Source organism: Kitasatospora sp. NPDC058965, assembly GCF_042741245.1.
Lineage (GTDB): Bacteria > Actinomycetota > Actinomycetes > Streptomycetales > Streptomycetaceae > Kitasatospora.
In genome coordinates, this window is record NZ_JBHYKG010000134.1 from 1 (window position 1) to 22,124 (window position 22,124).

Genomic DNA, 22,124 nt, shown 5'->3' on the forward strand with positions numbered 1-22,124 from the left:
TCCCCGGACCGCGCGCCGGGGAGCCCACCGGGGCTTGGGGACGATCGGGTCAGCCGATCGTCCAGTGCTGCAGCGCCGAGCCGGTGTCGGACTGCTGGGTGACCAGCGACCCGTCCGAACTGCTCGCCGTGGTCAGCAGCAGACCGCTCTTCTGGGACGCCACCGTGTATCCCCCGGGTACCGCGGTGACGATCCAGCGCTGGTTGGTGCCGCCGGTGCAGGTCCACTGGATCACCTGGGCGCCGGCCGCGGTGGAGCCGCCGCTGACGTCCATGCAGAGCTGGGACTGGCCGTTGGCGATCTGGTAGGAGCCGTCCGTCTGCTGGGTGAAGACCCAGTTCTGGTTGCTGCCGCCGTTGGGCGTCCAGGTGATCAGCTGGGTGCCCGCCGTGGTCGAGTGGTTCGGGTCGTCCAGCGCCTTCCCGCTCGCCACCAGCGTGTGCGTGCCGCCGAGTGCCGTGCTGACGGACCAGCTGAAGCTGGTGGACCCGCTCGCCGTCCCGGAGGAGGCCGTCACCGTCACGGTGCCGGTGCCGGGCGTGGTCGGCGTGCCGGAGACGAGCCCACCCGCGCCGATCGACAGGCCGGCCGGCAGCCCGGTGGCGCTGAAGGTCAGCGGCTTGCCGGCCGAGTCGGTCGCGCCGAGCTGCAGCGAGACCGCGGAGTTGACCGCGGTGGACTGGGCGCCCGGATTGGCCACGCTCACCGTCTCCGCGGCGCCCCCCGTCGCGGTCAGCGTCAGGGTCTGCTCGGCCGCGGTCCGCCCGCCGCCCACCGAGCTGCCGCTGGTGTCCGTCCAGCTGCGCGCCGGTGCGGTCTCGGCCGCGCGGGAGGCGTTGCCGGACAGGCCCAGCACCAGGCCGCTGTACCGGTTGACCAGGCGCACCGACCCGCCGGCGCCGGTCAGCACGAACCACTGCTGACCCACCGTCGACCCGCCGCCGCCCGCGGTGGTCGCGGTCGGCTGCGCCCCCCAGGCGCGGCCGGCCTGGCGCGTGCTGTCCACCCCGAGCAGCTGCCCGGTGCCAGCGTTGGCGATGGTGTAGGACCCGTCCCCGTTCGAGGCGAAGGTCCAGCCCTCCAGGGCCGAGCCGGTGGGCGTGGCCACCGAGGTGGTGGCCGAGCCGCCGGAGACCTGGGCCAGCGTCTGCCCGGCCCCGCTCGCGATCCGGTAGGTCCGGGTGGTGTCCACCGGCGCCGCGGGGGTCGGCCCGTCCAGCGTCAGGTTCACGTACTGGCCGTTGGACCCGTTCGCGCAGGACCAGGCGCAGTACGAGCGGAAGGTCTTGCCCACCACGGTGTTGGTGGTCCGGCTGGCCCCGTCCAGGAACCAGCGGTACCAGGAGCCGGTGTGGTAGCTGCCGCTGTCGCCGAGCAGGAACCACTTCTGCGAGGACAGGTCACTGGTGGCGTAGTACTGCTGCGGCGCGTTGCCGCTCTGGTCGACCGCCTGCGGCTCGCCGATGTACAGGCCGAGGTAGGCGTCGTAGGTCACGTCCATCACGAACAGCGGCGAGGTGGCCGGCATCTGCCCCGCGGCGATCTGCTGGGCGGAGGTGCCGGTGTTGGCCGGGTTGTACTCGGCCGCGGGCGGGGTGTACCCGGTGGAGTTGGTGCCGTCCACCGGCACCAGGTTGCTCTCCTTGCCGCCCTGGCCCGGCTGCGACCAGCTGCCGTTGTACCACTTCTGCCAGGAGCTGGGTGCCATCTTCGCCGAGATCGGGGCGCGCGCCGCGTGCTCGTAGAAGGCCTTCCAGCCACCGGACTTGTCGACCACCCGGGAGCCGTAGAAGACGTAGAAGTAGCCCGACGCGGTGTCGACGTAGAGCCGCTGGTCACCGTCCCCGTAGTAGTAGGTCTGGCCGGGGAACTGCGTGGTGTCGCCGCGGGTGGTGCTGTAGGGCGAGGTGATCGCGTGGTCCTTGATGGTCCAGGTCCTGCCCTGGTCGGTGGAGACCGCGTAGTCGATCGCGTCGTAGTGCAGCCCGTCGCCGAACGGCTCCGGGGTGAACTCGTTGTGCACCAGTCCGTACCAGTTGCCGGTGTCCGGGTCGACCCAGGTGCCGACCAGGTCGCAGTAGTTCTTCTGGGCGTAGCTGGTGCTGCCGGTGGCGTAGCTGGCGCCCAGCCCGGTGGGGCTGTTGTTGCACCGCCAGGTGGTGTCGTTGTTCTTGTCGCTGGAGTTGGCCGGGTTGACGGCGTTGTCCAGGGCGTTGTCGGCCGTGGCCGAGTCGAAGTCCGTACCGGTGAAGAAGCTCCAGTTCCGGTTGTCGTTGGCGCCGTACAGGGCGGCCGACTCCTGGTAGTGGAAGGTGCCGTCCTTGTCGGTGTAGGGGGCGGCCGGACTGTCGGTGATGTTGCCGAACGACGTCGCCGCGGAGACGGTGACGGTGTAGCCGCTGCCGGTCGCGGCCACCGCGGGGGTGGTGGCCGCCGGTACGGCGAGGACCAGCGCCGCGCTGGTGAGGGTGGCGAGCAGGGCCGCGCGTGTTGGGGGGAACACGGAGTCTCCTCTGTAGGGGGTTCGGGAGTCAGTGCACGTCCACGACCAACCAGCCGCGGTGCGGCAGGTCCTGGTCGAGGCTCGGCCCGCCGGTCTGCGCGGTGAGACGGGCCGGAGTCGGTGGGGTGAGCGGCGCGAGCAGGGTCGCGTGGGCGATCCGTCCGCCGCCGGTGGGCAGGTGCAGCCGCGGGCGGGCCGGGTCGGCGCTGCCGTTGGCGATCGCCAGCAGCCGGCGGCCGTCGGCCTCCCAGAGCTGCGGGATCAGGTGGGGACCGCCGCTGACCAGCGGCAGGTCGGGCCGGTCGCCCTCCAGGAAGCGGACCGCGCCGTGCAGCAGGGCCTGGCCGTCGTCGTCGTGCGGCAGCAGCTGCGGCGCGGTGGCCGCCAGCACCGCCACCCGGCCGCCGAGTGCGTTGCGGAAGACGAACCGTCCGGGGCCCCAGACCCGCTGACCCGGCGTCAGGATCTCGGTCCAGACCTCGGCCCCGGGCACCGGGACCAGCCGGGCCAGCGCGGGTTGGACGTTGACGCTCAGCCAGGCCTCCTCCTGGGCGTCGCGCACCACCCGCTCCAGTGCGTACGGCCCGGTCGGGTCCGCCGCCTCCCGGTCGACCAGCTCCAGGGACTCCAGTCCGAGCAGCCGGCCGAAGCCGCGGCGGACCAGCACGTCGGCCGCCGTGCCGTCCAGCAGCAGGCCGCCGCGGAGCAGCCGCTCCAGCTCGGCGTCCTCGAAGCCCCAGGCCAGCCGGCCGAACAGGGCCGCCACCGGCGCCGGTCCGGCGGTGACCGGGACCCCGTAGCGCAGCAGGTGGTCGGCGGCCGGCAGCGCGTCCACCGCGAGCTCGGCCGGCTCGCCGCCGGCCCCTGTCCGCACCCGGGCGGCCGGCTGGTCCGGCACCGGCAGCCACACGCCCCGGCTGTGTGCGTCCGCCGGGCGCACCGCGGCGATCCGGTCCAGCGCGGGCCGCGAACGCCGCAGCAGGTCGGCCACCTTGGGGAAGCGCAGCGCCCGCCCGGACTGCATCGGGTGCACGTTGAGGAACATCGCGTCGGAGCCGGCCAGTTGGGCGGCCACCAGTTCGGACCAGGTCTGCGTGTCGGACTTCGACCAGGCGGTGTGCGGCCAGTTCTCGATCTCCGGCTCGCTGCTCGCCCCGGCCGGGCGCAGCGCCCGCTGGGCCTCCAGCATCCAGACCGAGAAGCTCAGTTCGCGCCCGGGTGCGTCGCTGTACCGGGCGAAGTGCGGCCGGTGGGCCACCCGTCCGCCGATGCTCAGCGCCTGGAAGAGCGCGGGCCAGTCCCGGCCCTCCACGGCGTGCACGCCCAGCTCCGAGCTCATCAGCCCCAGCTGCACCCGCCCGGCGGAGCGCTCGGCCACCGCCCGGGCCAGTGCCGAGGCGACCTCCAACTGGGCGGTGCGCCAGACCTGCTGGAGCAGCTCCCGCCAGGGGTGCGGCTCGCCGGGCGCGGTGACGGCCGCGACCAGGCGCTCCCGCTCGACCGGCTCGCCGGCCAGCGCCGCGAACCGCTCCAGCATCAGCGGCTCGAAGCCGCCGCCCCAGTGCAGCGGGGCGTGGTTGTGGTAGCGGAAGTCGTCCTCCAGCCAGAGCACCCGGATGTCGAGCTCGGCGTACCGGGCGTACTGCGCCACCAGCCAGTCGCGCCAGCGCGGGCAGGCGAAGGAGGCCTGCGCGGCGGCGGCGCGCCCGTGCGGGTCGACCATCGGCGCGAAGCCGAGCCGGTCCGCCCGGCCGCGGTCGGCGTGCCCGGCGGTGATCCACGGGTTGAGGCTGACGGTCAGCCCGGCCTCGCGCAGCACGCCGGTCGCGGTGGCGGCCGTCTCGAACAGCAGGTCGCCGTCGCCGTGCCCGTCGTACAGCTCCTCGGCGCCGAGCAGCAGCACGACCTCCTCGACCCCGGACTCGCCGCAGAACTCGGCCAGTTCGCTCGCCTGCTGCTTGGCCTCGGAGCCCGGGTGGAGCTGGAAGCGCAGGTGGTACCGGGCGGTCACGCCGGGCTCCTTCACTTGACGCTGCCGGCGGTCAGGCCGGAGCGCCAGAAGCGTTGCAGGGACAGGAAGAGGACGACCAGCGGGATCGCGGAGATCGCGGCGGCGGTGATCACGATGTTGAACGGGACGGCGGTGGGGCCGATGCCGCGCTGGGCCTGCCAGCCGACGATGCCCACGGTGACCGGCTGCAGGCGGTCGTTGGCCAGCATCAGCACCGGCAGCAGGTAGTTGGTCCAGATCGCCACGAACTGGAAGAGGAAGATGGTGACCAGGGCCGGCGACATCACCCGCAGCGCGATGCTGGCGAAGATCCGCAGCTCGCCGGCGCCGTCGATCCGGCCGGCCTCCAGCAGTTCGTCCGGCACCGAGGCGCCGGCGTAGATCCGGGCCAGGTAGACGCCGAACGGGCTGACCATGCTGGGCAGCAGCACCGCCCAGTAGGTGTTGACCAGGTGCACGCCGGAGAACATCAGGTAGAGCGGCACCGCGAGCAGCGGCTGCGGCACCAGGACCGCGGCGAGCACCGAGTTGAAGGTGAACTCCCGGCCGCGGAACGAGTACTTGGCCAGGGCGTAGCCGCTCAGCGCGGCGATCAGGGTGCTGACCGCCGCGCCGCCCACGGCGTAGAGCGCGCTGTTGGCGAGCCACTGCCAGTAGATTCCGCCCTGTTGGACGAAGACCTGGTGGACGTTGGAGAACAGGGCGAACCGGCCGAACCAGAAGCCGTTCCCGGTGAACAGGTCGGTGTTGGTCTTGGTGCTGGAGACCAGCAGCCACCAGACCGGGGCCAGGAAGTAGACCGAGGCGAGCAGCAGGACGCCGAGCACCAGGTAGCGGGAGAGGTGGTTCGTGCGAGTCACAGTGCGGCTCCCTTGCGCTGGACCAGCTTGAGGAAGCCGAAGGACAGGACGAAGGCGAGCAGCGCCAGGATCACCGATTCGGTGGCGGCGGCGTTGAAGTTGTTGGCGTTCACGGCGTCGTAGGCGGTGGAGATGGGGGTGTAGGTGGAGGGCAGGTTGGGCGCGACGTTGCGCAGGATGGCGGGCTCGTTGTAGAGCTGGGCGGTGCCGATGATCGAGAAGACCGTGGTCAGCACCAGGGCCGGGCGCACCAGCGGCACCTTGATCCGCCAGGCGATGCCCCAGGCCGAGCAGCCGTCCATGGTGGCCGCCTCGCTCAGCTCGGCCGGGATGGCCTGCAGCGCCGAGTAGATGATCAGCATGTTGTAGCCGGTCCAGCCCCAGGTGAGCATGTTGCCGATGGTCGGCGCCAGCATCGCGTCCGAGGTCAGGCTCAGGTGCAGGCCGAGGTGGTGGGCGGCCGCCGTGATCGGGCTCAGGCCCGGCGCCACCAGGTAGGACCACATGATGGCGCCGACCACCCCGGGCAGTGCGTACGGCAGGAAGAAGGCGAGCCGGAAGAACCGCTTGAACAGCGTGGACCTCGCGTCCAGCAGCAGGGCCAGACCGAGCGCGAAGAGCAGCATCAGCGGTACCTGGACCAGGCCGATCAGCAGCACCCGCAGCAGCGCCGCGCGGAAGTCCGCGTTGCCCAGCGCCGTGGCGTAGTTGGCGAACCCGACGAACACCTGGGTGGGCGCGGTGAGCCCGAGCCCGGAGCGGTGCATCTTGAACAGGCTCTGGTAGAGCGTGTATCCGATGGGCGCCAGGTAGAAGGCCGCGAACGGCACCAGGAACGGGGCCAGGAACAGGGCCACGGGCCGCCCGCGCCGGCGGCGCCGGCCGGTGCGGCGCGCGCCGACGGCCGTGGCCGGGCCGGCGGTTCGCTCGTGCAGGGCGGTGGTCATGGTGGTGCTGCCTTCCTCGGTGCTGCGGAGCCGGCCTGCGACCCCGCCGGACTGACGACTGATCAGGTGGTGACGGGTCAGCCGCCGGCGACGTTCAGGCCCTGCTGCTTCATCGCGGCCACCGTCTTGCCCTGCACGGTGGTGAGCATGTTCGGCACCGTGGTGCCGCCGGTGCCGGCCTGGCCGAGCCCGTCACCGAGGTCGGTGGCGGTCTGGGTCATGGTCGGGCCCCAGGTCCAGTCGGTGTTGATGTGCGCGGTCTCGGCCTTGAAGACGTCGAAGATGGTCTGGCCGCCGTAGAACGTGTCCGGCGCGGAGAGCGCGGCGTTGGACAGGCCCGAGGTGGCGGCCGGGTAGATGCCGGTGACCTTGATCAGGTTGCTCACGCTGTCGGCGTTGGTGCTCATCCAGGTGGCGAACTCGGTGGCCTCCTTGGCGTGGCCGCAGCCCTTGAGCACCGCGGTGGCCGAGCCGCCGTCGTTGCCGTAGACCGGGTTGGCCGCGTCCCAGACCGGCATCGGCGCGACCGCCCACTGCCCGGCCCCGTCCTTGACGCTGCTGGCGATGATCGGCGCGTCCCAGACCGCGTTGACGTCGGAGAGCACCTTGCCGCTGCCCATGTCGGCGTAGAGGGAGGGGTCGTAGCTCGGGTCGGTCTTGAGCAGCTTCTTGTCCAGCAGGCCCTGCCAGTAGCCGGCCACCTTCTGGTTGGCGGCACTGTTCACGGTGACCTGCCACTGGTCGCCGGCGGTGCCGAACCAGCCGGCGCCGGCCTGCCAGGCCAGACCCGCGTAGTTGTAGGAGTCGTTGCCGAAGTCGCCGAGGTAGACGGTGGGGTCGGCGGCGTGCACCTTCGCGGCGTCGGCCGCGTACTCGTCCCAGGTGACCGGGGGCTTGTCGATGCCGTACTTGGCGAACAGGTCCTTGCGGTACATCAGCGCCATCGGGGCGGTGTCGACCGGGATCCCGTAGGTCTGGCCGCTGATCGTGACCTGCTTCCAGGTCCAGTCCGCGAACTGGGACTTGGCGTCGGCCGCGTACTTGCTCACGTCGGTCAGCGCGCCGGCCGCGGCGAAGCTCGGCAGCGTCTCGTAGCCGACCTGGGCCAGGCACGGCGCGTTGCCGGCCTTGGCGGCCGTGAGCATCTTGGTGTAGCCGCCCTTGCCGCCGGAGGCGGTCTTGTCGAACGTCACCTGGATGTTCGGGTGGGTCTGGTTGAACAGGGCGACCGACTGGTCGTAGCCGGGAGCCCAGCCCCAGAAGTCGAGCTTCACCACGCCGCCGGAGGAACCGGCCGCGTCACTGGTGCCGGAGCCGCTGGAGGAGCAGCCGGTGACCACGGCGGCGGCGGTGAGCACCGCGAGCGCGGCGGCCAGGGAGTGGGATCTTGCCTTCACGTGCGTCTCCTGGAGGAGCGGAGGAATCTGCGAGGGGAGGATGCGCGAACCTGCTCGGAGTGAAGCTAGATCAAACAGGCTCGATCAGGACCGAACAAGTCTTAATTCGTTCGGCTATTGTTTGAACTAACCCCGGCCAAGTCAATAGGCTGGCCCCCACCGGATGAGAGGAGCCTTTGGTGAAGCAGGCGCTGCAAGGCACGGGCGTACGCGACCTGGCCATGGCGCGACCCGCTGTCGCGCGGGACAGGTCCGCCTCCCGGCGGGCCAACCTGAGCCTGGTGCTGCGACTGCTGCGGGACGAGGGCCCGCGGTCCCGGGCCCGGATCGCCGAGGACACCGGGCTGCCCAAGGCCACCGTGTCCCACCTGATCGCCGAGCTGCTGGACGGCGGTCTGGTCCGCGAGGGCGCCGCCGAGCGCGACCGGGGCTCGGTCGGCCGCCCGGGCCAGGCGGTCGAGGTGGACGGGCGCCGGGTGCACGGCCTGGGCGCCGAGGTCAACGTGGACTACGTCGGCGTGCTGGCGCTCGACCTGCGCGGCGAGGTGGCCTTCGAGCGCAGCGTCCCGCTCGACGTGCGGGCGGTCGGCCCCGCGGCGGCCCTGGACGCGGTGGCCCGGCTGACCGAGGAGGCCTCCGACGCGGTGCGCGCGGACGGCGGGCACGTGGTCGGCCTGACCCTGGCCACCCCGGGCGCGGTCGACATGGCGGCGGGCGTGGTCAAGTACGCCTCCAACATCGGCTGGCGGGACGTGCGGGCGCTGGCCGAGCTGCGCCGCCGGCTCGGCCCCGGCACCCCCGAGCTGCACCTGGAGAACGACGCCAAGCTCGGCGCACTGGCCGAGTACGTGCTGACCTCCGCCGACAACGTGCGCGACCTGGTCTTCGTCAGCGGACAGACCGGTGTCGGTGTCGGGATCATCGCGGGCGGCCAACTGGTGCGCGGCACCGGCGGGTACGCCGGCGAGGTCGGTCACCTGCGGCTGGTCCCGTCCGACGAGCCGTGCGCCTGCGGGCGGCGCGGCTGCTGGGAGACCATGGTGGGCCGGGACGCGCTGCTGCGCTACGCCGCCGACCCGGGCGACCCGGTCGCCGACCCGATGATCGACCTGGACACCCGGCTGGCCGAGCTGCGCGACCGGGCCCGGGCGGGCGATCCGCGCACCCTGGCCGCCCTGGACCGGATCGCCGACCACCTCGCCCCGGGGCTCGCCCTGCTGGCGGACATCCTCAACCCGCGCCTGCTGGTGCTCGGCGGCCACTTCGCGTACTTCGGCGAGTACCTGATCGACGCCGTGACCCGCCAGGTGCACGAGCTGGTGATGGCCCCGGAGGCCGGCGGCGGCGAGATCGTCCTCTCCCGCCTCGGCCTGACCGGCACCGCGCGCGGCGCCGCCCTGCTGGCCCTGGACGCGGTGTACCAGGACCCGACGGGGGTGATGGGCGCCGCGGCCTGACCGGCCGTCGCCCCGCACGGCAGCCGCCGCCGTCCGGGGCCGGGCGTCGGCCGCCGCGCCCCCTGTGACAAGCTGCCGCCATGCGCATCGGACTCCTCGGCACCGGCCCCTGGGCGCAGCGCGTCCACGCTCCCGCACTGGCCGCCCACCCCGACGTGGAACTGGCCGGCGTCTGGGGGCGCCGACCCGAGGCTGCCGCCGAGCTGGCGACCGCGCACGGCGTGCGGGCGTTCAGCGAACTGGACGAACTGCTCGCCGACGTGGACGTCGTGTCGGTCGCCCTGCCGCCCGAGGTGCAGGCCGAGGTCGCCGTCCGGGCCGCCCGGGCCGGCTGCCACCTACTGCTGGACAAGCCCGTCGCCACCGGGGTCGCGCAGGCCCGGGCCGTGCTCGACGCGGCACGCGAGCACGGCGTGGCCGGACAGGTCTTCTTCACCCTGCGGTTCGACCCCGAGCGCGCCGACTGGATCGAGCGGCAGGCCGCCGCCGGCGGCTGGACCGCGGGCACCGTGCGCTGGCTCTCCGCCGTCTTCACCAGCGGTGACAGCCCGTACGCCGCCTCGCCCTGGCGCCGGACCAAGGGCGCCCTCTGGGACATCGGCCCGCACGCGCTCTCGGTGCTGCTGCCCGCACTCGGCGAGGTCGAGCGGCTCTCGGCCGCGCCCGGAGAGCACGGCACGGTCCGGCTGGACCTGCAGCACACCGGGGGCGCGGTCGGCACCGCAGAGCTGAGCCTGAGCACCCCGGTCGACCGGGCCGCCTTCGAGGTCGAGCTGCGCAACGGCCGGCACAGCACGCAGCTGCCCACTCCCGGCGGCGATCCGGTGCCGGCCTTCGGGCACGCGGTCGACGCGCTGCTGGCCGCCGCCCGGAACCCGGCCGACAACGGCCCCTGCGACCTCGCGTTCGGCCTCCGGGTGGTCCGGCTGCTGGCCGCGGCCGAGCAGGCGCTGGCCACCGGACGGCCCGTCCGGCACCCCGAGCACTGAACCGGGCCGCCGTCCGGTGGGTTCTGACGGGCCGTCCGGGGGTGACCGGGGGCCGGGAGCCGCATAGCCTAGGCCCGTGACCACCGGCAACCACCCCGCAGGCTCCCCGACCTACCCGATACCCGACAGCCTGCCCACGCCCGAGGCGCTGCTCCGCGAGACGGACTGGGCCGACCCGGACCTCTACATGGCCCGCGGCGACGTCCGCTCGGTGCCCGCGGCCCTGGCCGCGCTGCTCGACCCGGACCCGACGGTCCAACAGCGGGCCCTGGACCACGACCTGGAGCCGCTCCGCCACCAGAACAGCATCTACCCGCCGGCCGTCTACGCGGCCCAGTACATCGCGGCGATCCTGCCCGACCCGCGCACCGCCACGGTCGGCACCTACCAGCTCTACCAGCGCCACCAGCGCACCCAGCGCCCGCGCCCGCTGCGCGCCGCCCTGCTGGACTGGCTCGGCTTCCTGGCCTACGACGCCAACGACTGGAACGCCGACTTCGACCGCCTGCACGGCTACCTGCACCCCGAACGTGACGCAGTCCGCGCGATGCGCCCCCTCCTGTTCGGCGCCGTCTCCCCGTTCCTGCGCGACCCGGAGGCGGAGGTCCGCCAGGCCGCCCTGGTCACGGCCGTCCCCCTCGCCGAGGACCCCCGCCTCACCCACCACCACCCGGCCCTGTCCGCCTGCGCCTGCGACCTGCTCGACTCCCCGATGACGGACCGCTACTACCACGCGCGGGCCCTGGAGGGGTTGGCGGTGTGGAACCCGGAGGACTGACGGCCGGTCAGAACGCGCGCAGCGCGTCCGCCAGGTCCGGCCCGCAGTTGAACCAGAGCTCGACGCCCCGCTCGGGCGAGACGAACTCGCCGAGGTACCAGTCCCCGTCCGGAGTGCGGACGTAGCAGATGCCCCCGGCCTCGATCACGCAGTCGGCGACCATCGCCTCGCCCCGAAGGCTCACCGCCGGCGCGGGGTCCAGGATGCTGACGTCCAGCACATTCCGCGCGCGCTGGATGTCGGCCAGTGTCCACGGCTCGGGCAGGCGTTCGTCCCGGTCCAGGTGCGGCAGCACCTGGACCACCGCGTTCCCGAGCCGGGGCCGCAGCCACTCCCCGTCCCGCTCGATGCCCAGCACGCCGCCGAGGAACGCCATGTTGTACACACCGGCCGGGGTCTTCCAGACGAACGGCACGCGGGAGACGTGCGACGGGTAGGTCGCCACTGCCGACCCGCCCGGCCCGAACTCCTCCTTCGGGCGCGGCCCCTCGTCCAGGTAGTCGTGGGCGAAGAAGGCGTTGATCCACCCGGTCACGGTCGGCCCGCCCGAAGCCGACCGGTACTTGTAGCACGAGCGCCAGAACTCCTCGTCCACCGGCGCCCCGGCGGCGGTGGCCGCGATCGCGTCCAGCACCGGGTGCAGGCCCGCGAACCAGTCGGCCAACCCCGGGAACGGCTCGGCCAGCTCCCGCAACCGCACCGCCAGCATCCGCCAGTCCTCGGCCGTGCCCTCCAGCCTGATCCGCGGGATCCCGCACAATGTGAGCCAGCAGAACCGGTAGTACGGAGTGACCACGTCCATCAAGGCCACCAGCACCGCCGTGGCCTCGGTCACGCCGGTGGTGGAGAAGCGCGGCAGGAAGCGCCTCGTCATCGCCTCCCCGATCGCGTCGGCCAGCGGCCCGCGCACCAGGTTGATCGAGTGCTCCCAGTCCAGCGGGGCGTTGTCGTCCTGGACCGTGATGATCGGCCGCTCGCCCGGCTTCTGGGTGAAGAGCTCCGCGTACGTGTCCGCGTTGAGCCGCACGTGCACCGCCACCTCGTGCACCACCGTGTACCAGAACAGGTCCGGCGCCAGGCTGAGCGGCAGGTGGGCCGCGAAGCTGGTGTGCATCGCCCGCAGCAGCAGGCTGGAGGTCGGCTCGGTCACCTCGGGCGCATCCGTGGGCCACCCCAGCAGGCCTTCGCCGCTCCGGTGGTGGAAGACCACCCGGTCGCGCAGCACCGCCCGCAGGAACCGCTCGTTCCCCACCTCGGTGAGCTCCGCCGCCAGCTTCACCGCCTCCGGACTGTCCACCACCGGCAGGTCGAACTCCATGGCCACGTGTTCCCCGATCCCCTCGCCCCGCCCGTCCCGAAGCACCACCCTACCCAGCGGCCCCACCCCGCAACGCCCCGCCGGCCACTGTTGCCCAGCAGTCCGTCGAGGGCCTGGACCGACCACGGCGCTCCGTGGGGACGGATCGGCGTTCGTCCTCGCCACTGGGCCGCGCGGGCGGCGCGGTGCAGGGCAACCAATCTGCTGGGATTGGTATCTGACCCTACGTACGCTCGTATGCGACTGATGACTCATGGGGGTGGGCTCGGTGTCCGGACGTGGAGGTCTGCCGCGTGGTTGCCCAGTGGCCGCGGGCGTGGTGCTCGCGGGGATCCTCGGACTGGCCGGCTGGATCTACCTGAGCCTGCGGCCCGAGCCGCAGCCGGACGTCGCGAAGGCAGCGCAGTCGACCGCCGCCCGGGCGGCGGACCGGGCGCTGACCGCCCAGCTGGACCGCCAGCTCGACCAGTTGCGTGCCGCGTTGCCCTGGGCCACCTACCTGGGGACGACGGTGGCGGACTCCTGCAGTACCGGCTGGGTCGACCACGGCTTCGCGATCACGCGTCAGACCTGGATCCCGGTGACCTGCTCCAGGGCCACCACGGTGTACGAGGCCTTCGACGGCGACTTCCGGCCTCGACTCGCCCAGCTCGACACCGCCCTGGCCGCCGCGGGGTGGCATCCCGACTGGATCGGCACCCCGCTGTACCGCGGGGAACACCCCGGGCTGGTCGCAGCATTCGACGACGCGCACCGGCCGCCGGACGATCCGACCCCCTCCGAGTCCGCGGCGGCGGCCGCGCGGCCGAATGTGGCCAGGGTGCGGTACGCCGTGCCGATCAGCTCCGATTTCGTGCCGCCCGCCGGTTCGAGGACGACCGGGCAACCGAGCGCCACGGTCGAGGTGGCGCAGGCCCCCTACCTGCCGCTGCTCGACGACGGCACGGCCGCGCACGACGTGACGCTCAAGTACCCGTCGGTCAAGACCTCGTACTACGTCGACTGGCAGCAGTACAGCCGCTCCCAGCTGACCGCCGCCGCCTACCCGGCACACGGCGCCGTCCTCGCCGTCTCGATCGGCGGGTACTACAACACCAGCCGGGCCCGGCCGTGACCGTCACGACCGACCCGACCCGCCCCTCCCCGCGCCGTCAGGGCTGGTCCCACCACGAGAACGCCGCGATCCGCCACCCCTGCGGGGTGCGGACGAACTGGAAGGTCTTGTGGCCCTCGCCCTCGTACGGCTCGCCGTCCAGCAGGCCGGCCTTCGCGTAGGTGCCGAAGCGGCTGGCGACGTCGCCCGCGATGTCGGTCCGCTCGCTCGTCTCCCACTCGTGGAACTCGACCAGCCGGCCCTCGCTCAGCAACTTCTCGCGCGGGGCGACGAACTCCTCCACGGTGTAGGCCGTGTACCCGGGGCCGGTCACCACGATCACGCCGCCGGGGATCATCAGGCGGCGGATCCGGTCCACGTCGGCCGGCTTGCCGCCGCGGTTGTCGAAGGCGCCGAAGAACTCGGCGGTCAGCTGGTCGAGCTCGCTCTTGGACATGGCGCGCACAGTACCATGTCACATTCCTCTACTGGGAGGGCCGCAGCTCCAACGCCGCCCGGATCCGTGCCCACCCCTCCGGATCCGCGACCGCCACCTCGATCAACCGGTACGCGCTGGTCTCGCACAGCTCGGCCAGCTCCACCGCGCCGAAGGCCGGGCGGTCCAGCCAGAGCAGCACCACCTCCTCCATGTACGCCAGCCACCCCGCCACTGCCATCCGCACCGCGGGAGCGTCCGGCGCACCGGCGCTCGCCAGGCCGGCCACGATCCACTCGGCCAGCGCGATCCGCACCGTGCGGTGCAGGCTGGCCATCCGGGCCCCGCCGGACTGGTGGCGCACGACGGTCAGGTAGAGGCTCGGGTGGCGGCTCACGAAGGCGATGAACTGCACGATGCCGCCGTGCAGTTGCTCGGCCGGGCTGAGTGCGGGGTCGGGCCGCAGGCTGTCCAGCAGCTCCTGCGCGACCAGGTCCACCACCGCGTGGCGGAACCGGCGCTGCGAGCCGAAGTAGTGGAAGAGCAGACCGGGCGAGACGCCGGCGGCCCGGGCCGCCGTCTCCACCGAGACCTCCTCGATCCCGTGCTGCTCCAGCAACTCCCGTGCGGCGGACAGGATCTGCTGCCGCCGGTCGTCGGCCGACAGGCGTCGTACGGGGCGGGGCAGCGCGGGCACGTGCGCATTGTATTGACTTCGGACCGGCGGACTCTACTGTTGAGTTCCACTCAATTGAGTAGCACTCAACAACCCGTACCAGCCAGCTCCCCCACCGGCGACCAGGACGGCGTGCCATGCCCATCAGTCCGACGCGCTTCCCCTACCAGGAGGCCGAGCTCGACGAGTTCCGCGATCTGCAGCGGCTGGCCTACGACTGCGCCGAGCACGCCGCCGCGGGGCTGCGCCCGGGGATGACCGAGCTGCACCTCGCGCTCGCCTTCCGACAGGCCCTGGCGGCCGCCGGGCTGCGGGAGTTCGCCGCTGCACCCGCTGCCCGGATCGGTGCGCGGACCTGCGGCCGCGGCCGCCCGACCCGGCTCGCCGCCGGGACGGCGTACCAGCTGGACTGCGCCCCGCTGCGCGGCGGGCGGGTAGCGGTGGTGAGCTACTCGGGCGTGCTGGGCGCCAATCCGGTCTGGGAGCTGCTCGTCCAGGAGCTCGCCGGCCACCGCGAGCTGCTGCTGGCGCGCGCCAGGTCCGGCGCCACGGCCGAACAACTGACAGCAGCGGCGATGGAGTTGGTCGAGGAGCAGGGCTACGACCGCCCGGCCGGACCGCTGCTGCGCCCGGTCCGCCCGCACCGGCCCGCCACCGGCCCACTGGCCCGCGCCGCCCGGCTGCTCGGCCACCGCGCGCCCGCGCCCCCGGCGCTGGCGCCGGGGCTGTGCGTGCTGGCGCCCCGGCTCGGGTTCCGCGGGATCGGCGTCGGCTTCGCCGAGCTCCTCGTACTCACCGGCGACTCGGCCTGCTGGCTGGACGACGAGCTGCCGCACGTGCGGCGCGCCGTCAGGGCGTCCCCGGAGTCCCCGTCGGCGCTGGCGGCGCCGGGCAGTTGACCGTGCCGGGCTTGACCGAGATCTTCAGCCCGGGGGTGCGCAGCAGGCCCGGCAGCTGCAGGTCGTGCACGGTCGCGGTGACCTGGTCGAACTTGGCGTAGCCGGCCTGGATGCCGAACCGGTTCTCCGGACTGTTCAACGGATTGGGCACCGGCACTCCCGAGGCGTCGGTGATGGTGGTGACGTCGGGCCCGTTGATGTTCAGGTCCACCAGGCCGTCCATGTCCAGCACCCCGGTGGCGCTGCGCAGGTCGAGCACGGTGTTCTGGGTGGTGATCTCCCAGCTGCCCGGGTCGGCGTCGCCCAGCGTGATCAGCAACGTGTAGGTGGCGCCCAGGATCTGCTGCTGCTGGGCCAGGCAGAGGCCGTTGAGCAGGCCGTTGGCGAAGCCCATCCGCAGCGGGTGGGCCACCGCCGTGGTGCCGTCCGGCTTCTCGTAGCCCTGGTCGACCACGGCGGCGGCGTAGTGGGTGCCGTACAGGCTGCTGGTGGTCAGCTGCACGGTGCCGCCCTGGATCACCAGCCCGCCGGCCAGCGCGCCCCGGGTCAGCAGCACGGTGGCCACCCCGGCCGCCAGCAGCGCGGGTGCGGCCACCAGCGCGCTGCGCCGCCAGTGCGTGCGCCCCTCCCCACGGCTCCCCTCCCCACGGTCCCTCTCCCCACGACCCCTCTCCCCCGGCCTCACGGGCTGGTCACCGTGATCGTGCCGGGCAGGTGGACCGGGTTGTTGGTGGAGTCGAGCGCGGCGTGGTCGTCCGTGGTCCGGATCCCGTAGATGTCGCCGACGAAGTTGGTGGCGCCGGCGGTCAGCGAGATGAAGGAGCCGAAGAAGTTCAACAGGCCCTGCACGTTGCAGATCGGCAGGCCCAGGACCGGCACGCAGATGTTGGAGATGTCGCCCCACATCACCGTGGTCTCGGGTGCGCCCGCGGTGTCGGTGCCGCCGAGCGAGGCGCTCTGCGGCAGGTCGATGGTGATCGCGGTGCCGTCGGGCGCGGTGTGGGTCACGTGCATGTGGCTGCTGACGGCCAGTTTGGTGAAGGTGTACTGGGTGGTGCTGCGGGTGGTGCCGTCGGAGAGCCGGACGGTGACTCCGGTCTGCACCGTCAGCCCGACCGCGAGCATGCTGGCGATGGTGACGTGCATGGCGGCGGGGGTGGGCAGGAACGGCATGCCGAGCGGGGTCGGCTCGCCGGGCAGGGTGCTGCTCGCGGCCCGGCCCGGCTGCACCGCGAGGGCGACCAGGGCGCCCATCGCCAGGACCACCGCGGCGGCCCGGCGTGCGAGCACCACCGGACGGCCCGTCACCTCGGCTCCTCGGCGGCCGGCGCCGCCCGCCGTCGGCGGGGTGGCCCCCAGCCGGTGGTCATCGCCCCGCCCAGCACCCCGAGCAGCATGCCCAGCAGGAACCCGCCCAGGTTGGAGACCAGCAGCGAGACCACCGCCAGCACCGTGCCGAGCAGCCCGAAGGTGTACCGCTGCCCGGGCGCGGCCAGCGGGACCAGCCCGCACAGCATCATCCCGCCGCCGACCAGGTAGCCGGCCACCCCGTTGAACCCGGTGACCGCGACCAGTTGCAGCGAGCTCAGCGAGAACTTCAGCACCGTCCAGCCGCCGAGCACCAGCCACAGGCACCCCCAGAACGGCCGGGTCCGGCGGAACGCCCGGAACCAGCGCCACCCGGTGGCGAGTCGGCTCAGCACGTGGTGGCCGTTCCGGGCACCACCCTGATGTTCAGCCCGGTCAGGGTCAGCGAGCCGGCGATCTCCGCGGTGTGCGCGCTGGCGTTCAGGCCGGAGAGGTTGACCGTGCTGCCACCCGGCCCGGAGCCGGCCGAGCCGAGCCCGAAGCCGCCGGCCTGCGCGCCGGTGAGGCTCTGTCCGGCCACCATCACCTGGTCCGCCGACATGCCGAGCACCGCGTTCTGCAGCGTGGTGGCGCCGCCGGCCGAGAGGTTGGGCGCCTCGATGTAGAGGTTGGCCGCGCTGATGTCGGTGGTGAAGGTGGCGGGCGCGGTGGCGGTCACGGTCTGACCCGCCGTCAGCAGCAGCGAGTAGGGCAGTCCGGCGATCGACTGGTGGACGATCCCGCACAGTCCGGCCAGGCCCGCGCTGGCGAAGCCGACCCGGGCCATCGCGGTGGTGGTGGAGGTGCTGCCGTCGGCGGCCTCGACGGTCGGGGTGTTGAGGATGGCGCCGAAGCCGGTGCCGGAGACGCCGTTGGAGGTGAGGGTGAACGGGGTGTTGGTGACGTTGAAGCCGGCCGCCAGCACACCGTGCGCCAGCGCGCTGCCCAGGCCGCCGACGGTCAGCGCGGCGGGCAGCAGCACGGCGGCCGAGCGGGTCCAGCGGGTGCGCCGCACGGTGCCGTCGGCGGCCTGGGCGAGCATCCGCCCGTTCCAGGCGGCCAGCCGGTCGGGTCGCAGTCGGGGCGCCCTCATCCGACGGCACCGCCTTCGACCGCCTCGCGCGCGACGGCTGTCCGGACCGCCACGACCGCAGCGTCCACGCCGTCCGGACCGTCCGCCTCGTCCTCACCGCCCGTGCCACCCGCACCGCCCGCCGCCGGGCGCCGGCCGAACAGCCGCCGACGGCCCGACGGCTTCTGTGGCATCCAGCCCACTGCCATCGAGCCGCCCAGGATCGCCAGGAACATCCCGACGAAGAACCCGCCCAGGTTGGTCAGCGGGAACGAGGCCACGCCCACGATCACGGCGATCACCCCGGCGGTGTACCGCTGGCCGGGCAGCACCAGCATCAGCAGCGCCAGCGCCATCAGGATCGCCCCGCCGGCCATCCCGCTGATCCCGCCGATCCCCACGTGCAGCAGTTGTCCCAACGGGGCCAGCGGCAGGAAGAGGATCACCAGGCCGCCCAGCGCGGTCCAGATCGCGGCCCAGAAGGGCCGGGTGCGGCGCCAGCGCCGCCAGGCCAGGCGCGCCCGGTTGAGCGCGGCCAGCGGATTGCCTGCCATGGATGCTCCTCGTTCCTTCCGCCTGCTGTCCGACCTGCCGTGGGTGTCCCACTGGAACGGCCCGGGCGGGCGCGGTGCGACGACCGCCCGGACCGCGTTCGAAGGGGCGTCAGCAGTCGCCGCCGCCGGTTCCCTTGCCCGCCGTGTCGCCGTTGGCCAGCGCGATCGACAGGTTCGGCAGCGTCATCGCGCCGCCGATGGTGGCGCCGTTGGCGTTCGCCTTCAGCCCGCTGATGTCGGTCTCGCCGCCGGTGGCGTCCAGACCGAACTGACCGGTGGTGCCGTCCGAGATGCCGGTGCCCTTGATGTTGGCGCTGTCGGCCGCCGCGCCGATCTGGTTCGGCGTGGTGGCGGTCGCGTTCAGCGTCGCGCTGGCGCCCTTGACCGCCTGAGCGTCCAGCACCAGGTTGTTCGCCTGGATGCCCTGACCGGCCGCCAGCTGGGCGGTGGTCAGCGGCGTCGCGGCGCCGGGCGAGGAGATGTTGAGCGACCAGGTGCCGACCGTGCCGATCACCGGCAGGTTGACCGACTGCACCGCGTGGATGCAGACCCCGTCCAGCCCGGCCTTGGGCAGGCCGACCTCGGCGGCGGCGGTGGAGCTGCCGGCGGTGATCGTGGTGAGCACGGTGCCCAGGCCCTTGGGCGCGGCCACCGTGGTGGAGGAGAGGGTGAACGGCACGCTGGTCAGCGAGAGGTTCGCGGCCAGCACGCCTTCGGTCATCGCCACCGTCATGCCGACCACCAGGGCGGTGGCGGGCAGCGCGACCAGGGCCGAACGCCGCCAGCGGGTGACGCCTCTGGGGTCGTTCTTCGTGGGTCGATTCGATCTCATGGGCACTCCAACCGTGGTCCTGCGTGAGGGCGCAGGGAGCCGATGTGTCACGGCCGGCTCCGGGGGCGCCCATCCCTGACACCCCCGGAGCGCTTTACATATTTCGGCTGTGTGTCCAGAAGGTAAGCAGCTACTGACGAGCTGTCAATAGAGTGCACAGCTCGGCCGTGACTAGACTCGGACGATGGCATGGATCAGGGAGACCGTCCGGTCGTTGCTGCGGGACCGGCTGCTGGACACGGCCCACGACCTGGTCGCCGCCGAGGGGTTCGACCGGCTGCGGATGACGCAGGTCGCGGCCGCGGCCGGAGTCAGCCGGCAGACCGTCTACAACGAGTTCGGCTCCAAGGACGCGCTCGGCGAGGCGCTGTTCAACCGGGAGCTGGAGTACTGCCTGACCGGCATCCGCGAGCAGCTGGACGCGCACCGGGCGGACCCGCACGCGGCGGCCGGCGCGGCGGTGCTCTTCACGCTGCGGCTGGCCGGCCGCAATCCGCTGGTCAAGGCGATGCTGACCAGCGCCCGGGACGGGGACGGGGGCCTGCTGTCGTACCTGACCGTGCGGGCGGAGCCGGCCTTCGCCACCGCCTCGGCGATGCTCGACGACTACGCGGCGCGCACCTGGCCCGCGATCGGCCCCGCCGAGCGGGAGCTGGCGGTGGAGACGGCGGTGCGGCTGACGGCGAGCCACCTGGTGCAGCCCAGCGCCGAGCCGGAGGAGACGGCCCGGCGGATCGCGGAGGTCTTCGCCCGGGTCGCCCTGCTCGGACCGGCCTGAGCGGACCGGCCCGAGCGGACCGGCCTGGCCCGACCGGCGCGCCCCGACCCGAACGGCCCGACCCGAACGGCCCGGTCGGCCGACCGTCAGCCCGACTGCTCCGCCGGGTTCGGAATCGCCGTCAGCACCGGCCCCGCGCCGAGCCCGCCCAGCACGTCCAGCGGCCACACCCGCAGCGCCACCCGCCCGCTGACCGCGCTCACCTGGCCCCAGCCGAAGGTCCGCGAGTCGTCCGAGCCGTCCGGGTTGTCGCCGAGGAAGAAGAACCGGCCGGGCGGCACGGTCTGCGCCGTCGCCACCGGGGTCCGGGTGCCGTCGGAGGTGCAGCAGTCACTGGTCCGGTGCGCCTGGCCGGCCCAGGCCGGGAAGTCCACCCGGTACCAGGCCCCGGCGCCGCCCGGCTGCACCAGCACCTGGTACGGCTCGTCCGTGGCGGCCCGGATCTCCACCCGGTCGCCGGGGAGCCCGACCACCCGCTTCACCACGGTGGCGTCCCGCCCGGTCGGGCGCAGCAGCACCACGTCGAACCGGTGCACGGCGCCGCCGCTGCCGGGCGCGGTGAGCAGTCGCTGGCCGTCCAGCAGGGTGGGCTGCATGCTGTGCCCGTCCACCCGCACGCCGAGGGTCGCCACCGCCACCACCACGACCACGGCGAGCGCGACGACCACCGCGACCACGGCCGCGAGCACCCGCAGCACCCCTCGCCGACCGGACCGCTCGCGCTGCTGTGCGACCACTGGCTCGCTCCCCTCCGGCAGGTTGCGGCGAGCCTGCTGGAGCCGTCGCCAACTGTCAAGGGATCACGCATGGTTCGGGAGCGACCTGAAGCGCCCAGGGTGACACGGGGTACCCGGAGAGTGGCATTGCGCGGGCGAGATGTCAGGATAGGGGCATGACGACCAAGGTCTACTTCGACATCACCATCAACGACGAGCCCGCCGGGCGGATCGTGTTCAAGCTGTACGACGACGTCGTGCCGCGGACCGCGGAGAACTTCCGCGCCCTCGCGACCGGCGAGAAGGGCTTCGGCTACGCCGGCTCCAGCTTCCACCGCATCATCCCGGCCTTCATGCTGCAGGGTGGCGACTTCACCCGCGGCAACGGCACCGGCGGCAAGAGCATCTACGGCGAGAAGTTCGAGGACGAGAACTTCACCCTCAAGCACGACCGCCCGGGCCTGCTCTCCATGGCCAACGCGGGCCGCAACACCAACGGCTCGCAGTTCTTCATCACCACCGTCGTCACCGACTGGCTGGACGGCAAGCACGTCGTCTTCGGCGAGGTCGAGGAGGGCATGGACCTGGTGAAGAAGATCGAGGGCCTCGGCTCGCAGAGCGGCGCCCCCAAGGCCAAGGTCACCATCTCCGAGTCCGGCCAGCTCTGAGTCGACCTCTGAGTCGACTTCCGAGTCGACCGACGCCGATGGGCGGCTGCCGGGTCCCCGGCAGCCGCCCACGGCTCTTCTCCGGCCCGGGTCAGCAGGACCCGTTGTCGGCCCAGACGCCCGCCGGGCCGCCGGGGACGTCGTTGTAGGTCCACCACTTGGCGGTCCACTTGTGGCCCGCGTAGGAGACCACCGCACCGCCGTTGTAGGCGGTGCTGGAGCTCCACGGCGCCGCGGTGCAGCTGCCGCCGCCGGGGCTGGTCGGCGGGTTGGTGGTCGGCGGGGCCGTGGTGGGCGGCGGCGTGGTCGGCGGGGCCGTGGTGGGCGGGGTGGTGACCGGGGCGCCGCCGGCGAACTTCACCGTGTACTTGGTGAAGTCCCACGGGTTCTGCACCACGCTGGAGCAGGAGCCGGACAGGCCCGGGTCGACCGAACCGGTGCACTGGCGGTCGCGGTTGACGGACCAGAAGGTGTAGCGGGCCAGGCCGTGCGCGGTCGCGTAGTCCAGCACCGTCTGGAAGTCCGCCTGGGTGAAGTACTCCGCGGAGTCCGTCCGGCCGTTCATCATGGAGACGCCCTCGTGGGCGTAGGCGGTGGCGGCGCTCCAGCCGAAGGTGTTCTGCAGCAGGGTGTTGAAGCTGGTCAGGGCGGCGGTCTGGGCGGCGGCGCCGCTGAAGCCGCCGTCGAACGGCATGATGGAGAAGTTGTTGGGGGTGAAGCCCTGCGACTTGGCCTCGTTGAGCATCTGCTGGCCGAACCAGCCGGTGCCGGCGGTGGTGCCGGCGGTGGTGAT

23 protein-coding genes are annotated in these 22,124 nt (G+C 72.9%); 7 read left to right on the top strand and 16 right to left on the bottom strand.

Features of this window, described 5'->3' with window-relative positions; translation table 11 throughout:
- Positions 1 to 49: 49 nt before the first annotated feature.
- From ACFW1A_RS22000 to ACFW1A_RS22020, 5 genes are all read right to left on the bottom strand, one after another.
- Entirely contained in the window at positions 50 to 2,503 is a 2,454-nt protein-coding gene (locus ACFW1A_RS22000) for an RICIN domain-containing protein (protein WP_380410826.1), read from the bottom strand.
- Positions 2,504 to 2,531: 28 nt separating this feature from the next.
- The gene (locus ACFW1A_RS22005) at positions 2,532 to 4,514 is read right to left on the bottom strand and encodes a hypothetical protein (RefSeq protein ID WP_380410827.1); all 1,983 of its coding nucleotides are present in this window, start codon (positions 4,512 to 4,514) and stop codon (positions 2,532 to 2,534) included.
- Positions 4,515 to 4,525: 11 nt separating this feature from the next.
- Positions 4,526 to 5,374, bottom strand: coding sequence for a carbohydrate ABC transporter permease (locus tag ACFW1A_RS22010; protein WP_380410828.1), 849 nt, complete (start codon positions 5,372 to 5,374; stop codon positions 4,526 to 4,528).
- Positions 5,371 to 6,321, bottom strand: coding sequence for a carbohydrate ABC transporter permease (locus tag ACFW1A_RS22015; protein ID WP_380410829.1), 951 nt, complete (start codon positions 6,319 to 6,321; stop codon positions 5,371 to 5,373). Before ACFW1A_RS22015 ends, ACFW1A_RS22010 begins: the two co-directional genes overlap by 4 nt.
- A gap of 77 nt (positions 6,322 to 6,398) precedes the next feature.
- Positions 6,399 to 7,718, bottom strand: a complete 1,320-nt coding sequence (locus ACFW1A_RS22020) for an extracellular solute-binding protein (RefSeq protein ID WP_380410830.1) — start codon at positions 7,716 to 7,718, stop codon at positions 6,399 to 6,401.
- A gap of 179 nt (positions 7,719 to 7,897) precedes the next feature.
- Here ACFW1A_RS22020 and ACFW1A_RS22025 point away from each other — a divergent pair, with 179 nt between their 5' ends.
- The 3 genes from ACFW1A_RS22025 to ACFW1A_RS22035 all read left to right on the top strand — a co-directional run bounded on the left by ACFW1A_RS22025 (position 7,898) and on the right by ACFW1A_RS22035 (position 10,942).
- Positions 7,898 to 9,175 (top strand): ROK family protein, encoded by a 1,278-nt coding sequence (locus tag ACFW1A_RS22025; protein ID WP_380410831.1) that lies wholly within the window; start codon positions 7,898 to 7,900, stop codon positions 9,173 to 9,175.
- Positions 9,176 to 9,255: 80 nt separating this feature from the next.
- A complete protein-coding gene (locus tag ACFW1A_RS22030) occupies positions 9,256 to 10,164 on the top strand; it encodes a Gfo/Idh/MocA family protein (protein WP_380410832.1) in 909 nt (302 codons plus the stop codon).
- A gap of 76 nt (positions 10,165 to 10,240) precedes the next feature.
- Complete coding sequence (locus ACFW1A_RS22035) at positions 10,241 to 10,942, top strand: hypothetical protein (protein WP_380410833.1); 702 nt, start codon at positions 10,241 to 10,243, stop codon at positions 10,940 to 10,942.
- A 7-nt stretch (positions 10,943 to 10,949) separates the two neighbouring features.
- Here ACFW1A_RS22035 and ACFW1A_RS22040 read toward each other — a convergent pair whose 3' ends face one another.
- A complete protein-coding gene (locus ACFW1A_RS22040) occupies positions 10,950 to 12,260 on the bottom strand; it encodes a DUF4419 domain-containing protein (protein WP_380410834.1) in 1,311 nt (436 codons plus the stop codon).
- A gap of 304 nt (positions 12,261 to 12,564) precedes the next feature.
- Here ACFW1A_RS22040 and ACFW1A_RS22045 point away from each other — a divergent pair, with 304 nt between their 5' ends.
- Entirely contained in the window at positions 12,565 to 13,374 is an 810-nt protein-coding gene (locus ACFW1A_RS22045; RefSeq protein ID WP_380410835.1) for a hypothetical protein, read from the top strand.
- A gap of 37 nt (positions 13,375 to 13,411) precedes the next feature.
- Here ACFW1A_RS22045 and ACFW1A_RS22050 read toward each other — a convergent pair whose 3' ends face one another.
- Both ACFW1A_RS22050 and ACFW1A_RS22055 read right to left on the bottom strand, forming a co-directional pair.
- Positions 13,412 to 13,810, bottom strand: a complete 399-nt coding sequence (locus ACFW1A_RS22050; protein WP_380410836.1) for a DUF4440 domain-containing protein — start codon at positions 13,808 to 13,810, stop codon at positions 13,412 to 13,414.
- 28 nt (positions 13,811 to 13,838) lie between these two features.
- Positions 13,839 to 14,486, bottom strand: a complete 648-nt coding sequence (locus tag ACFW1A_RS22055) for a TetR/AcrR family transcriptional regulator (protein ID WP_380410837.1) — start codon at positions 14,484 to 14,486, stop codon at positions 13,839 to 13,841.
- A 116-nt stretch (positions 14,487 to 14,602) separates the two neighbouring features.
- Between ACFW1A_RS22055 and ACFW1A_RS22060 the strand changes: the two genes are divergently transcribed.
- Positions 14,603 to 15,364 carry a M24 family metallopeptidase gene (locus tag ACFW1A_RS22060; protein ID WP_380410838.1) on the top strand — a complete coding sequence of 254 codons (762 nt, stop codon included), beginning with the start codon at positions 14,603 to 14,605 and terminating at the stop codon, positions 15,362 to 15,364.
- Here the strand turns inward: ACFW1A_RS22060 and ACFW1A_RS22065 are convergent.
- The 6 genes from ACFW1A_RS22065 to ACFW1A_RS22090 form a co-directional block, all read right to left on the bottom strand.
- The gene (locus tag ACFW1A_RS22065) at positions 15,315 to 15,959 is read right to left on the bottom strand and encodes a DUF6230 family protein (RefSeq protein WP_380410839.1); all 645 of its coding nucleotides are present in this window, start codon (positions 15,957 to 15,959) and stop codon (positions 15,315 to 15,317) included. The two genes, ACFW1A_RS22060 and ACFW1A_RS22065, sit on opposite strands and share 50 nt — an antisense overlap.
- A gap of 86 nt (positions 15,960 to 16,045) precedes the next feature.
- On the bottom strand, positions 16,046 to 16,672 hold the full coding sequence (locus ACFW1A_RS22070) for a hypothetical protein (RefSeq protein WP_380410840.1): 627 nt from the start codon (positions 16,670 to 16,672) through the stop codon (positions 16,046 to 16,048).
- On the bottom strand, positions 16,669 to 17,067 hold the full coding sequence (locus ACFW1A_RS22075) for a DUF6114 domain-containing protein (RefSeq protein WP_380410841.1): 399 nt from the start codon (positions 17,065 to 17,067) through the stop codon (positions 16,669 to 16,671). Before ACFW1A_RS22075 ends, ACFW1A_RS22070 begins: the two co-directional genes overlap by 4 nt.
- A complete protein-coding gene (locus tag ACFW1A_RS22080) occupies positions 17,061 to 17,804 on the bottom strand; it encodes a DUF6230 family protein (protein ID WP_380410842.1) in 744 nt (247 codons plus the stop codon). The genes ACFW1A_RS22075 and ACFW1A_RS22080 overlap by 7 nt, the downstream gene beginning before the upstream one ends.
- Positions 17,801 to 18,337, bottom strand: coding sequence for a DUF6114 domain-containing protein (locus tag ACFW1A_RS22085; protein ID WP_380410843.1), 537 nt, complete (start codon positions 18,335 to 18,337; stop codon positions 17,801 to 17,803). Before ACFW1A_RS22085 ends, ACFW1A_RS22080 begins: the two co-directional genes overlap by 4 nt.
- A gap of 109 nt (positions 18,338 to 18,446) precedes the next feature.
- On the bottom strand, positions 18,447 to 19,169 hold the full coding sequence (locus ACFW1A_RS22090) for a cholesterol esterase (protein ID WP_380410844.1): 723 nt from the start codon (positions 19,167 to 19,169) through the stop codon (positions 18,447 to 18,449).
- A 184-nt stretch (positions 19,170 to 19,353) separates the two neighbouring features.
- Between ACFW1A_RS22090 and ACFW1A_RS22095 the strand changes: the two genes are divergently transcribed.
- Complete coding sequence (locus ACFW1A_RS22095; RefSeq protein ID WP_380410845.1) at positions 19,354 to 19,947, top strand: TetR/AcrR family transcriptional regulator; 594 nt, start codon at positions 19,354 to 19,356, stop codon at positions 19,945 to 19,947.
- Positions 19,948 to 20,033: 86 nt separating this feature from the next.
- Here the strand turns inward: ACFW1A_RS22095 and lepB are convergent, their stop codons facing one another.
- Positions 20,034 to 20,684 (bottom strand): signal peptidase I, encoded by a 651-nt coding sequence (gene lepB, locus ACFW1A_RS22100; protein ID WP_380410846.1) that lies wholly within the window; start codon positions 20,682 to 20,684, stop codon positions 20,034 to 20,036.
- A 155-nt stretch (positions 20,685 to 20,839) separates the two neighbouring features.
- Between lepB and ACFW1A_RS22105 the strand changes: the two genes are divergently transcribed.
- On the top strand, positions 20,840 to 21,331 hold the full coding sequence (locus tag ACFW1A_RS22105) for a peptidylprolyl isomerase (protein WP_380410847.1): 492 nt from the start codon (positions 20,840 to 20,842) through the stop codon (positions 21,329 to 21,331).
- A gap of 91 nt (positions 21,332 to 21,422) precedes the next feature.
- Here the strand turns inward: ACFW1A_RS22105 and ACFW1A_RS22110 are convergent.
- Positions 21,423 to 22,124, bottom strand: a 702-nt coding sequence (locus tag ACFW1A_RS22110; RefSeq protein ID WP_380410848.1) for a carbohydrate-binding protein, incomplete at its 5' end; no start/stop codon positions are given.

What these genes read in the sequence shown, in the direction of transcription:
- ACFW1A_RS22015 (WP_380410829.1), bottom strand. Translation starts at nt 6,321, where the DNA reads ATGACCACCGCCCTGCACGAGCGAACCGCCGGCCCGGCCACGGCCGTC.
- ACFW1A_RS22030 (WP_380410832.1), top strand. Translation starts at nt 9,256, where the DNA reads ATGCGCATCGGACTCCTCGGCACCGGCCCCTGGGCGCAGCGCGTCCAC.
- ACFW1A_RS22040 (WP_380410834.1), bottom strand. Translation starts at nt 12,260, where the DNA reads ATGGAGTTCGACCTGCCGGTGGTGGACAGTCCGGAGGCGGTGAAGCTG.
- ACFW1A_RS22050 (WP_380410836.1), bottom strand. Translation starts at nt 13,810, where the DNA reads ATGTCCAAGAGCGAGCTCGACCAGCTGACCGCCGAGTTCTTCGGCGCC.
- ACFW1A_RS22060 (WP_380410838.1), top strand. Translation starts at nt 14,603, where the DNA reads ATGCCCATCAGTCCGACGCGCTTCCCCTACCAGGAGGCCGAGCTCGAC.
- ACFW1A_RS22080 (WP_380410842.1), bottom strand. Translation starts at nt 17,804, where the DNA reads ATGAGGGCGCCCCGACTGCGACCCGACCGGCTGGCCGCCTGGAACGGG.
- ACFW1A_RS22085 (WP_380410843.1), bottom strand. Translation starts at nt 18,337, where the DNA reads ATGGCAGGCAATCCGCTGGCCGCGCTCAACCGGGCGCGCCTGGCCTGG.
- ACFW1A_RS22090 (WP_380410844.1), bottom strand. Translation starts at nt 19,169, where the DNA reads ATGAGATCGAATCGACCCACGAAGAACGACCCCAGAGGCGTCACCCGC.
- ACFW1A_RS22095 (WP_380410845.1), top strand. Translation starts at nt 19,354, where the DNA reads ATGGCATGGATCAGGGAGACCGTCCGGTCGTTGCTGCGGGACCGGCTG.
- ACFW1A_RS22105 (WP_380410847.1), top strand. Translation starts at nt 20,840, where the DNA reads ATGACGACCAAGGTCTACTTCGACATCACCATCAACGACGAGCCCGCC.